We start from the raw sequence: 12,389 nt of genomic DNA on the forward strand, positions 1-12,389 counted from the left end.
ATCTTTATTTCCGCCGTGCTGTACTAGTCTACTATCAGTCGATGCAAAGCAGGCATCTTGTGGTTTGGGTCTTCACCTTTTCTTCATTCCCTAGTAAAACTTATACAATAGGTAATTTCGTAATCAAGTAGGTAAACACTGTGGCACAGGCTTCGTCTTCTTGGCAGCAATTGATCAACCAAATCCTCAACTGGAAATGGTCGCATCCATTGTTCAAGACAAAAGGAGCTACAAAGCAGCAAACATTTAAGCGTTTCTCTGGGCCTGGCGGCTTGCTTGGGTTCCTGACAATTTTTGTTGCTATGTTGTTGTGGAACTGGATGCTGCTATTGGCTCTCTTAATGGGCATTGGGGTAATGGTATTGGTTTACTCAATGCAGAAGTGGGATTGGCAATTGCACTGGTCTAAGATACGTAAGTTCTTAAACAGTTCAAATCGTCGATTAGTCTTAGCGGTCATTAGTGGTGGTCTTGCTACTGTCAGCACTTATATGGCCGCTGCAATTTGGGTTGACTCTCACAGTTCCTGGATTGCAGCTGGTGCTATTATCCAAGGCGTGGGAACCCTGTTAACTTTAATTTTATTGGTCTGGCAAATTGTCAACTTCTATGAAAATCGAGAAGAAGACTATCTCGATCGGTTGTTGGTCAATTTAACAGACAAAGATCCATTGAAACGGTTGATTGCCCTACGTCAACTAACTAAATTCATCAGCCGTCAGCGAGTTGATTCTTCAGTACAGCAAGATGTTGCCGAATGCTTGCAACTCTTACTCAGTCGAGAGGAAGAAGTTGCGATTCGAGAGGCAGCTTTTAAAAGTTTACAAGCTTGCGATGACCTCCGTTCGATCAGAGACCATTGCCTACAAGTGCTACCCCCCAAAACAGCAGCACCTTTTGTACCCGTATCAGCAAAAGTCAAGCACCACGTTTATTAGTTATTTGTCATTTGTCCTTTGTCTAATAACTAATTCCCATTCCCCACTCCCCATTCCCCAATCCCCAATCCCTAATCCTTATTTTCGACACAACTGTCCATTAGTAACTTGCACTACCGGATGATTGCACCGCCGTACCAATTGTTCATCATGGGTGGTAACAATTACCGTAGCTCCAAAGGAATTTAACTTCTGGAGAATCTGGATTACTTGCCAGGAATTATCAGGATCGAGATTTCCAGTAGGCTCGTCTGCTAACAGTAGTGGTGGTGTACCAACGATCGCACGGGCAATACTCACCCGTTGTTGCTCTCCCCCAGATAGTTGATCTGGGAAGCAATCAGCTTTACTCAGCAAACCTACTAGCTTTAAAGTTGGTTCTAAACGTCGTTGAATTTCTTTACGGGTATACCCTTGAGCTTGCAGCACAAAAGTCACATTTTCTGCTACTGTTCGTTGGCTAATCAGTTTGTAGTCTTGAAAAACAATGCCAATCCGTCGCCGGAACAATGACAAGCGATCGCCCCGTAAACCCGCTATATTACAGTCATCAACAATTACTTCTCCCTGTGTAGGCAACTCCTGGCCATACAAGAGTTTCAAGAGCGTTGATTTACCAGAACCACTTGGCCCGGTGATAAACAGAAATTCTCCCTTTTTTACCTCAAGGTTCGCATTCAATAAGGTGTGAGTGCCGTTAGCATAAGTCTTGCTTACAGATTGCAATGTCACCTTTGCAGTAGTATTACTACCATACTGCTGAGTTGCACAGTCCTCTCTCTGAAAGGATTTATCTGTTTTAACTTGAGTTGTTAATACTGGCATTGTTAAACTTTCCTCATAACCACAACTAAACAATTTGCCGACTTAGATGTGACATTGCCTATCAAAATAAGGATTCCCAGGTTTTGCCTGGGAATTTAAAATTCAACAAAGAAAATTTAAAATTTTTTGAAGACTTCAGTATTAACTAAGTAATAACACAGACTAAACGCCCCGCTGCTGCTAGCAAAACTCTTAACAAAGTAAGTTTCAAAGTTATAACCCTTACGGGTTCGCCAGTCACTCATGGGGGAAACCCCCTTGGCGCTAGCCTCTCCCTTTGGGAGAAGACCGCGCTGGCTCACCAATAACAAAGGACAAATGACAGTCCTTGCCACTTAGCTTTGATTGCGCCAACCTACTTAACTAATTGCATCTTTTGCTGTCAAACGATAAACAAAAGCTTTTACAGCAAAAGCAGGCAAAGCCAACATTCGCCGCCAACGCCAAGGTTCTTGATACAGCCGATACAACCATTCCAAATTATTATTTCCTAACCAGGCAGGAGCGCGGGTTTTAGTTCCCGACCAAATATCAAAACTACCACCAACGCCAATCCAAATTGCTTGAGGACACAAATGGCGGTTTTTGGCAATCCATAACTCTTGACGTGGCACTCCCAAACCGACAAAAATCGCTTGTGGCTGCAATTGAGCAAGAGTTTGTTGCAATTGCGCTTCTTCTTCTGGGGAATGGTAGCCTGAGTGAGTGCCTACTATATTCAAATCTGGAATTTGCTGCTGCCAAAAATCTGCCGCAGTTGAGGCCACCCCAGGCGCTGCTCCATAAAAAAACACCTTTGCCCCTGTCTTCTGTTGTCCAAGTTCTTGCAAAAGTTTTTCTGCTAATTCAATTCCCGGAAAACGCTGAACTTTTTGCCATAGTAATAACCGTAAATACAGAACAACCCCGGCTCCATCTGGAATAACTAGTTCAGCATTTTTAATTATCTGAGCGAGGAATTCATTCTGCTCTGCCTGCATAGTCATTTCTGCATTGAGCGTTACTACATGAATTCCTCTGCCTTGTTCTAGGCATTCTAACAACCAGCCTGGATAGTTAGCCATCACATGAACTGGTATTCCCAATACTGAAAATGCTTGATTGCCTTTAGACATAGCCTATTCTTAAGTAACCCTCACGCCAGATTTACTTGAATGTTAAGTTTATCAAATTTTTTTATATTAGAACTTAGGCAGGAAAGATCCCAATACTTTTCAAATAAACCCAACAATCTCTCTTTTGGTCTGGGGAAAGGGTAAGGGGTAAAGGTAAATTTAAACCTTTTCCCTTTCCCCTTTCCCCCTTAACCGAAAAGTATTGGGAAAGATCCCCAGTGCCTTGGAACAATAGAAAGCTTGACATACTCCCCATTTTCAACATTGGCTCTACAAGCCTGGGGTTTTGAAAGTGGGGATTTCTCAGAGCGCTTGTACTTGGGCTGAATCAGTGCAAATTTTATTGTGAAAGTGTAATATTAACTCAGTATAAAAAAGCTCAACTTGCAACCCTGGTTCCGGGAACAGAAGCTCCCACTATACTGCTTACAGTTAGTGTGGGAGTATGTCACGAAACTCGACTTTATGGTTAAGGTAGTGTAACGGGCTGAAGTTGGCTATGAGTAAAATTCGTATTGCTTTAATTGAAGATCATGACCTCACTCGCGTGGGTATTCGGACAGCGCTCATCCAAAAGGATGAAATTGAAGTTGTAGGTGAAGCTGCCAATGCTGCCGAGGGGCTAAGAATGTTAAAAATGGTACAACCTGATATTGCGATCGTAGATATTGGTTTACCAGATAAAGATGGTATTGAACTAACACGGGAGGTAAAATCTACTGCGAATGGGCAGCAGCTAGCCACAAAAGTGTTAATTTTGACGCTGCGGGATAACAAAGAAGCTGTGTTAGCGGCTTTTGCTGCTGGTGCAGATTCTTACTGTATGAAAGATATCAAATTTGATAATTTGCTGGAAGCAGTGAGAGTAACTTACAATGGCAACGCCTGGATCGATCCAGCGATCGCTAGAATTGTATTACAACAAGCACAACAAAATCCTCAAAAGTTGGAATCGGCTTTTGTAGATGCCAAGACTATTGCCTCTAACCCTGATTATGTCGAGAATCTGGAAGGAATTCAACCTTACACCCTGACAGAAAGGGAATTAGAAGTGCTACAGTTGATTGTCGAAGGTTGTAGTAATGCACTAATTGCGGAAAGACTTTACATCACTGTTGGGACTGTTAAAACTCACGTTCGCAATATTTTGAATAAGCTATGTGCCGATGACCGTACCCAAGCAGCAGTCCGCGCCCTGCGTTCTGGTTTAGTTGGGTAAAGGTAATTTTGATGTGGAGCAATTGAGAAGGATCAAGGGAAACTCATAACTTTGAAAAAGTGATATTTTCAAAGTGAATAGCTTCTCTGATTTTCTATGATTTATTATGTGGGATAAACATCACACTATATCGCCATTCAAACATCTCAAAAGTAAAGTCAAATATGGCTGAGACAGGGGTCGAAAAACTTAAGCTCATGGTGGTAGATGATGAGCCAGACAACCTAGATTTACTCTACCGCACTTTTAGACGAGATTTTCAAGTATATAAAGCCAATCACGCCTTTGGCGCTCTGGAAATCTTGGATCAATTTGGCGAAATGGCGGTGATTATTTCTGACCAAAGAATGCCAGAAATGAATGGCACCGAATTTTTTAGTCGAACAGTGGAGCGCTTTCCAGACACAATTCGGATTTTGTTAACTGGTTTTACTGATGTCGAAGATTTGGTGGATGCCATTAACTCTGGTCAGGTATTCAAATATATTACCAAACCGTGGAATCCAGATAAACTTAGGGCATTAGTTGAGCAAGCTACTGATACCTATCGCATAGTCAAGAAGCGCACGCAAGAGTTGCGTCGGGCCCTACGACGAGAATCTTTGTTTAATGCCGTCACAACCGCAATTCGCGAGTCTTTAGACTACGACAGTATGCTGCAAAAAATTGTAGCAACTATTGGACAAACATTTGACGCTAGCAGTTGCTTGCTCAGACCTGTAGAAGGCGATCGCCTCATACAAGATGAGTTTTCATACCACGATCCTAAATCCAATGTATTAGATTGCTTCTTCGACCCCAGTATTTTAATTGAAAAAGTGCTGGAAACCCGTCAATATCAACTTACTCAAGAAATATACGAGGGCAACCCCTGTCACCATTTGGTTGTGCCACTTAGCTACCAGCAGCATTTGTTGGCTGTGCTGGCCCTCCACCAATGGGGACGCGATCGCCCCTGGCAAGACGAAGACATCCAACTAATTGCAGGTGTTGCCGAACAAGCAGCCTTAGCTCTCTCTCAAGCAAAACTCTACCAGCGTCTCCAAGAAAAGCAACAGCAGATTCATAATGAGTTGGAGGTGGCTCGGCAAATTCAATACAACTTGCTACGCCAAAGTTTACCTGATATCAAGGGTGTAAAAGTGCAAGCCTGCTGCTACCCGGCCAGGGAAGTAGGAGGCGATTTCTTTGAAGTGTTTGTTCATCCCAAAGGCGACTTGTGGTTGGCAGTAGGTGATGTCTCTGGTAAGGGTGTCCCAGCTGCTTTATTTATGGCTAGTATTATTTCAGTTTTGCGCCGAGAATTATCTCAAGAAACACCAGCCGAGCCGAATGTGGTTATGCAAAACCTCAATCATGCTCTGAGTGAAGATTTAATTAGCAACAATTATTTCATCACTCTTGTGTTAGCTTGTTATACCCCTAGTACTAAGGAACTCGTCTACACGAATGCCGGTCATATTTATCCACTGTTATGGTCACGCCAAGATGCTTTGGGCAACAATCCTAATTACCTGAAAGTCCGCAGCGTTCCTTTGGGAATCTTACCCAAGTGGCAGGCACAGTCTGGTCGTTTGGTTCTCGCGACTGGAGACACATTATTACTCGCCAGTGATGGTATTACAGAAGCAACGATCTCAAATGATTCTGATTTAACAGTAAAAAACGGGTCTAGTGCTGAGGCAGTTAACCGTTCTATGCTGAATCAAGATGGTCTTTGGCAACTGTTACAACAAGAAGAACAACCACTTTCTCTCAACCATTTGCTAGCTCGCATTCAGGCAGATAACCACATTCAAGAAGACGATCAAACTATACTTTCACTGGAGATTTTATAAGTGATGAAAAGTGAGCTTCATGTACCAAGTGACTTGAATTTTCTGAATATTGTCGAAAACTGGTTACTGGGATGTTTGAAAATTCAGCTAGGAGAATCTGTGGATTGGTCACGGCAATCAAGTCGTTTGAGACTGGCTTTGGTGGAAGCTTACTCAAATGCAGTCCGTCATGCCCACAAGGACAAACCAAATTTACCAATTTTACTGCGTTTGGAAGTAAAAGACCGGGATCTGGCCTTAGAAGTTTGGGACTACGGCGAAGGCTTTGATATGTCTAACTACTACGCACCCAACCCTCTAGAAAAACAAGAAGGTGGTTATGGTTGGCTGATTATGAATCGTCTGATGGATAAAGTGGACTATGAGTTGCAGATTGATGGTGCAAACTGTCTCAAGTTACAAGCTACTTTGCCCGAATTAGTCAAATAGACAAAAGTTATCTATAGAAATTTTTGATGCCTAGATTTTGTTTTGGGTAATATCAAACATTTCCTCAACAATTATACTTATTTACTACTTTTCACGACGTAAAGAAAGTAACTCTTGGGGAGAAGCTAAAAGTTTGATTCTAGTATAGAAAATTTGCCGTTGTTGGTTGAGGATAAATATCCACAAGACATTCACACTACACCAGGAAGTTTGGGCTTTGCCTGCTACTTGAATTTGAATCTTACCGGTCTCTAAAGTCTCGGCGATTGCCGTGTTGGGGTAAGCTTTAACGTTTTGGCCTTCTTGTTTTAAATAGGCTGCGATCGCATCTATCCCCACAATATCAGATTCAAAGGGTGGACGCATCACACCATCTACCGCAAATAAGGCAGCAGTTGCCTCAAATTCTCCAGCATTTAAGGTTTGAAAATAACGCAGTACGTTTGTTTCTGTAATTCCCTCAATCTGGAATTCTTCTTTCAACTGCGCTGGAGATATAAATTCAGTAGAGGTCATAAAATTCTCTGTATTATGCTAACTGAATATTCATTTCAATACAAAAATCGTTTAAAAGAAAGCTGCTTTTGAAATAGATTGCTACATATTGCTAAATCTTCCTCACGATAGAAGTTGAGATGTTGCAATGGAATGTCTCTACATTGGTGTTGCAAAAATTGAAGAAGGCAGGAGGCAGAAGGAATACTACCCTCTTGCCTTCTTCCTTTCTCGATAAAATTGATACATAGGGAAGGTAACAAATATTCATCAAAGGTATTGACTAGGTAATGTATAATTTATTTGCCTTTATTTAGGCAAAATCCAAATAAAAAAATGAGTCAGTATTCTGTAACAAGCAGTAGTGTAGTGAAAAAAAAAGCCAGCGAGTTGGGCTTTGACAAAGTTGGAATTGCTGCTATAGATAGCATAAATGCTACAGAAGCGCAGAGGTTACAAGCATGGATTGAACTGGGTTATCACGCCGATATGGAATGGATGGCTAACCCAAAACGTCAGGATATTCGCTTAGTGATGCCAGAAGCGCGATCGCTAGTGTGTGTGGCTCTAAATTACTACACACCACATCAACGTCCTCAAGGCGAGGCTTATGCCAAAATTTCCCGTTATGGTTGGGGAAGGGATTATCACAGGGTAATGTATAAAAAACTCAAGCAGCTATCTACATGGCTACAATCACTCGATGAAAGTGTAAGAGTTCGTTATTATGCAGACACTGGCCCAGTGCAAGATAAAGTATTGGCTCAACTTGCCGGAATTGGTTGGATTGCCAAGAATGGGAATGTGATTACACGGGAATATGGCTCTTGGGTATTTTTGGGAGAAGTATTGACCAATTTGGAGCTAGAGAGCGATCGCCCGTATACAGAACACTGCGGTAGCTGTACTCGTTGTCTTCAGGCTTGTCCTACAGGTGCAATTACTCAGCCTTTTGTTGTGGATGCTAATCGCTGCATCGCTTATCATACAATTGAAAATCGGGACGAAGAACTGCCACAGGCACTCACACCCCATTTGCAAGGCTGGGTTGCTGGTTGTGATATTTGCCAAGATGTTTGTCCTTGGAATCAACGTTTTGCCACTACAACTAATATTCCAGAGTTTCAACCTTATCCTGGGAATATTGCTCCAAAACTGCTAGAATTAGCCAAAATCTCAGATCGGGAGTGGGATAAACGATTTACAGCATCTGCCCTGCGGCGGATTAAGCCAGAAATGTTACGACGCAACGCCCTAGCTAATCTTGACGCATCCAGGCAAATAATGACTCCGAAAGTAATTATTTTTGATTTTGATGGCACAATTGCTGATACAGTAGATGCCCTTGTAAGTATTGCCAATCGTCTAGCTGTAGACTTTGGTTATAGACACATCAGCCCAGAGCAATTAGCCCTCCTTAAAAACTTAACATCTAGGGAAATTATTAAGTTCTCAGGAGTTTCTCTATTTAAAATACCTTTTTTAGTTAAAAAAGTTAAAGGAGAATTAAAAGACAAAATTCCCGAATTAAAACCAATTCCGGGAATTAAAGAAGCATTAATAGAACTGCAAAATCAAGGATATAAACTGGGTATTATCACTTCTAATTCTAAAGATAACGTTACCCAATTTCTCACAATCAATGATTTAAATTACCTGTTTGATTTTATCTACTCAGGAATTACAATTTTTGGCAAAACAACCATAATCAATAATGTATTGAGGCAAAAACAACTCAAACCCCAAGAAGTTATTTATGTCGGTGATGAAACCAGAGATATAGAAGCATCAAAGAAAGCAAATATCCAAGTAATTGCAGTAGCTTGGGGCTTTAACTCATCGGAAGTACTAGCTAAACAAAATCCAGATTATTTGATTCACCAACCTAGCGAACTGCTAGAAGTGATGAATGGTTATTAATTATATACACATCTCCATAAATTAAATATGCGTTATCCATAACCATTGTAGAGACATAGCTATGCTACATCTCTACATTTTTTTCACCAGATGTCTAAATGTTGGATTAGGAAAAATTACTTTTTCGGTTGACCCTTTTCCAAAGCTTTTTGTACTAGTTCATCACTGACATTAGTTACACCTTCAGTTTTAGAATTCCCAACTTCCTTTGCTAACTCTGCATAGTCGTCAGGATTACCAGTTGACTGCGCTTCAATTTTTGTCTCTTCTGGCTTAGAGGTTTGATATTTAGGTGCTGTGGCTGCTTCGGCTGCTGCTGCACCTTCACCAGTCCGATCAACTTCACTCACGCTAAATTTTTGTGCAGCTGCATAGTCAGCATCAAAATCAACTTTTGGCGCTTTTTCTTCACCACTAGCTATGTTTTCGGCAGCTAATTGAGCATCATGGGTGGGAGCTTCATTAACATTGGGCTTTACTTCATCAGGCATAATTAAAAACCTTAAGGTAAATTTTTATTACTAGGGCGATTGTAACAAGTCAATATGCCGCTTCGTTGCTTTCTTGGGAGAGATTTTTACCTCTATTAAAAGATAGATAAAAGCTGCAATTTGCAATAAAGTTAACTCCTTCTATCGGTACTAGAATCTAATGAGAAAACTCTGGTAACACTTAGTTTGACCTATTAAATTTACTTGGGGACAAAATTATGACTGCAAGTTACGACAAAACTATTTCTCAAGCCCAGAGCAATGAAACTCAAAAATTAGTGGATGCGTTTAATGCCTTAGATACCGATGCCAAATTAGCCTGGTTCTATTTTGTTTATAAAAAAATGGGTGATTCAATTACGCCAGCTGTACCTGCTGCGGCTGAACCAGAATTAGCACCACTTCTGTTAGGAGACTATTTTGAATTATCAGATGAGCAGCAACTAGATATTATGCGGGATATTGTTAACCGCAAAGATACAGAATACTCTCGTGCTTATGGGTCGATAAAAGAAAACAATCAGTTGTTAGTTTGGTATGCTTGGGCAGTAGCGATGGGAAATCAGGTGGTTGGTTTACCAGCTAGCTACAAGCCAAGTAAGGCAATTAACGATCTGGTTTCCCAGATTGAAAAACTAGATTTTGACGAGCAAATTTCGGTGTTTCGGACAATAGCTGGTGAAGTGGGTTACACTGATGTCAAGCCGATCGCAACACAAGCAGAAACTGGTAAAACGTCGAGTTTGTAATCATATCAAAACCGCATTTATCAGCCTTGGCGACTAGATACAAACTTTCGTCCACCTACTGAACTTCAAGGGTGAAATCGGACTTTATTAAGCTATGACACAGTAAGGTTACTCAAGTCGCTTGGGGTGAGGTTAGAGTGTACCACTTGACCATCGCGGAACCAAACGATGCGCTGGGTTTGACGGGCAACTTCTGGTTCATGTGTCACCATGACAACGGTGATTCCACTGCTATTGAGTTCGCTAAAGATATCTAAGACTTCTTGGGTTGTGCGCGAATCAAGTGCGCCTGTGGGTTCATCGGCTAGGAGTACTACAGGACGATTGACAATGGCTCGTGCGATCGCTACTCTTTGTTGTTGTCCACCAGACAGTTGAGTTGGTTTGTTGTTGAGGCGATTTGCTAAACCGACTCGCGTCAATGCAACTATTGCGCGATCGCTTCTTTCTTTTGGATTCACACCAGCATAAAGCATTGGCAGTATCACATTTTCTAATGCTGTTAGTTGGGGCAATAGGTGGAATTGTTGAAACACAAACCCCAGCTTTTTATTACGGATATGCGCCAATGAGCGATCGTCCATTTGGGCTACATCAAGATTATCTAAGTAATAATGTCCGGTTGTCGGACGATCTAAACAACCGATAATATTCATGGCTGTGGATTTGCCAGAACCTGAAGGGCCCATGATGGCACAATATTCGCCCTGTTCCACAATTAAGTTGACATCATTCAGCGCTCGTACCTCTGTTTCGCCGCTACCATAAATCTTGAAAATGTTTTCTAGTCGAATGATTGCTGGTTTCACTAGAGGATTAGGAACCAGAGAATCGTTAATTGAAATAGTGTTTGTCATAAAGATTACAGGTAATCTTGGGCTGGTAAGTTACTTTTTTCCCAGTTGTAACTATAGTAACCATCCTCACAAGGTAAATTGTCGGCAAGGAATTAGCGATCACTAATTCCTTTGATCAGTTAAGTTGGCACAATAAAATTAAAGTATCTTGTAAAAATCGTTATTTTCACGATCTTCGTCGAGCCTTCGCGTGAGACAAAAAATATTTATGCAAGAGACCAATGACAAATGACCAATAACATCTAATTTCTTCCAAATCCCTTAGAAACTGAGCGCTTTTTTAAACTATCAGAATTTTTACCAGCAAACATCCATTGCAAATGCTGTGGTAACAGTTTGGCTAAATCATACCGCTTTAAAATCGTCTCTCGCGCATTCGCACGAATTTTTTTCATCTCTTGAGGATGATTCAGCGCCTCTTCAACCCGATTAGCAATATCCTGGGGAGAAAAGAAATCTACTAACAATCCATTTACCTCATCATGGATGACCTCCAATACTGGCGGAGTCTTAGAAGCTATTAGTAAACATCCTGCTGCCATTACTTCTAACATTGACCAGGATAAAACAAAAGGACGGGTTAAATAAATATGAGCAGAAGAAGCTTGTAAAACTTGAAGATACTCATTGTAAGGTAGTCTATCTGTAAAGTGCAGCCTTGATAAATCTAAAGATGATTTTAATTTTTCTAGCATTAACTGTTTATAAGTCTGACCATCGGGAAGATTCTTCCCATAAGCCACCCGATCTTCTCCTACAACTACTAGATGACACTTAGGTCTTCGCTGCTGAATTAGTGCCACTGTTTCCATAAACTGTGGAAATCCTCTATAAGTTTCCATTCCCCGTCCCACATAAGTTACCAACTCTTCAACATAGGAAAGGTCAAGATTTATTCTTGGTAAAACTAACTTTGCGTCTGGCTTGGGAACAAAATAATTGGTATCAATACCATCATGAAGTACAGTGATTTTGCTATGATATTCTTTGGGAAATTGGTGACGCTGCCAATTAGTGGGAGAAAGTCCGCGATCGCAGCTATATAAATCAGTTAAAATCGGTGCATTTTTCACTCGGATACGGCATTCATCATCAGCATTCAGTGGTTCATTGGGATCAAAATCTGCATCCGAACCGTGAGCGTGATAAAACCACTCGAAATAACACAATAATTCTGCTTTGGGAAAAACATCTTTCATAAATAAAGTCGGCCCCCAACCAGAATGACCATAAACTATATCTGGAAAGAAACCCTCGGATTTTAATTTTTCGGACACGCGGTAGACAGCCTGAGCGGTGAGAACAGCATTTTCTAGGTTGCGAACATAATGGTGAGTTTGGGGAGCAGCTTCCCGAGAAGGAGTGTAAATAGCTTTAAAAACCCCAGGTATTTCGCCTTCACGACGATTTGTTCCAAAGACGACTTGGCAATTAGGATCTTGACCTAAAACTGTCGCTAGGTTGCGAAATTGTGAGGGAAAATTGGGATGTAAAAATAAAACTTTCATTGGAA

12 protein-coding genes and 1 pseudogene are annotated in these 12,389 nt (G+C 41.2%); 7 read left to right on the plus strand and 6 right to left on the minus strand.

Annotated features, from left to right (window positions below; genetic code table 11):
* The first annotated feature begins 140 nt into the window (after positions 1-140).
* On the plus strand, positions 141-938 hold the full coding sequence (locus FBB35_RS00355) for an armadillo-type fold-containing protein (RefSeq protein WP_174708019.1): 798 nt from the start codon (positions 141-143) through the stop codon (positions 936-938).
* Positions 939-1,016: 78 nt separating this feature from the next.
* On the opposite strand, the gene ftsE is transcribed toward FBB35_RS00355, so the two are convergent.
* Together ftsE and FBB35_RS00365 are read right to left on the minus strand one after the other, a co-directional pair.
* On the minus strand, positions 1,017-1,763 hold the full coding sequence (gene ftsE, locus FBB35_RS00360; protein WP_174708020.1) for a cell division ATP-binding protein FtsE: 747 nt from the start codon (positions 1,761-1,763) through the stop codon (positions 1,017-1,019).
* Positions 1,764-2,122: 359 nt separating this feature from the next.
* Positions 2,123-2,878: a WecB/TagA/CpsF family glycosyltransferase gene (locus tag FBB35_RS00365; protein WP_174708021.1), complete on the minus strand. Its 756-nt coding sequence runs from the start codon at positions 2,876-2,878 to the stop codon at positions 2,123-2,125.
* A 499-nt stretch (positions 2,879-3,377) separates the two neighbouring features.
* Between FBB35_RS00365 and FBB35_RS00370 the strand changes: the two genes are divergently transcribed.
* The 3 genes from FBB35_RS00370 (at position 3,378) to FBB35_RS00380 (ending at position 6,364) form a co-directional block, all read left to right on the plus strand.
* Positions 3,378-4,097 carry a response regulator transcription factor gene (locus FBB35_RS00370; protein ID WP_174708022.1) on the plus strand — a complete coding sequence of 240 codons (720 nt, stop codon included), beginning with the start codon at positions 3,378-3,380 and terminating at the stop codon, positions 4,095-4,097.
* 164 nt (positions 4,098-4,261) lie between these two features.
* Positions 4,262-5,935 (plus strand): SpoIIE family protein phosphatase, encoded by a 1,674-nt coding sequence (locus FBB35_RS00375; RefSeq protein WP_174708023.1) that lies wholly within the window; start codon positions 4,262-4,264, stop codon positions 5,933-5,935.
* A 3-nt stretch (positions 5,936-5,938) separates the two neighbouring features.
* On the plus strand, positions 5,939-6,364 hold the full coding sequence (locus tag FBB35_RS00380; protein ID WP_012411419.1) for an anti-sigma regulatory factor: 426 nt from the start codon (positions 5,939-5,941) through the stop codon (positions 6,362-6,364).
* Positions 6,365-6,448: 84 nt separating this feature from the next.
* Here FBB35_RS00380 and FBB35_RS00385 read toward each other — a convergent pair whose 3' ends face one another.
* Positions 6,449-6,880 (minus strand): ketosteroid isomerase family protein, encoded by a 432-nt coding sequence (locus FBB35_RS00385; RefSeq protein ID WP_174708024.1) that lies wholly within the window; start codon positions 6,878-6,880, stop codon positions 6,449-6,451.
* A 315-nt stretch (positions 6,881-7,195) separates the two neighbouring features.
* On the opposite strand from FBB35_RS00385, the pseudogene queG reads away from it, so the two are divergent.
* Positions 7,196-8,169: pseudogene (gene queG, locus FBB35_RS34070) on the plus strand (tRNA epoxyqueuosine(34) reductase QueG).
* Entirely contained in the window at positions 8,144-8,779 is a 636-nt protein-coding gene (locus tag FBB35_RS34075) for an HAD-IA family hydrolase (protein WP_254625775.1), read from the plus strand. Before queG ends, FBB35_RS34075 begins: the two are co-directional and overlap by 26 nt.
* A 116-nt stretch (positions 8,780-8,895) precedes the next feature.
* Here FBB35_RS34075 and FBB35_RS00395 read toward each other — a convergent pair whose 3' ends face one another.
* Positions 8,896-9,270, minus strand: a complete 375-nt coding sequence (locus tag FBB35_RS00395) for a hypothetical protein (protein ID WP_174708026.1) — start codon at positions 9,268-9,270, stop codon at positions 8,896-8,898.
* Positions 9,271-9,488: 218 nt separating this feature from the next.
* On the opposite strand from FBB35_RS00395, the gene FBB35_RS00400 reads away from it, so the two are divergent.
* Positions 9,489-10,019, plus strand: coding sequence for an orange carotenoid protein N-terminal domain-containing protein (locus FBB35_RS00400; protein WP_174708027.1), 531 nt, complete (start codon positions 9,489-9,491; stop codon positions 10,017-10,019).
* 92 nt (positions 10,020-10,111) lie between these two features.
* Here the strand turns inward: FBB35_RS00400 and FBB35_RS00405 are convergent, their stop codons facing one another.
* Both FBB35_RS00405 and FBB35_RS00410 read right to left on the minus strand, forming a co-directional pair.
* Positions 10,112-10,876 (minus strand): ABC transporter ATP-binding protein, encoded by a 765-nt coding sequence (locus FBB35_RS00405; protein WP_302480941.1) that lies wholly within the window; start codon positions 10,874-10,876, stop codon positions 10,112-10,114.
* Between the two features lie 242 nt (positions 10,877-11,118).
* On the minus strand, positions 11,119-12,384 hold the full coding sequence (locus FBB35_RS00410) for a glycosyltransferase family 4 protein (RefSeq protein WP_174708028.1): 1,266 nt from the start codon (positions 12,382-12,384) through the stop codon (positions 11,119-11,121).
* Positions 12,385-12,389: the final 5 nt, after the last annotated feature.

The organism is Nostoc sp. TCL240-02, assembly GCF_013343235.1.
GTDB lineage: Bacteria > Cyanobacteriota > Cyanobacteriia > Cyanobacteriales > Nostocaceae > Nostoc.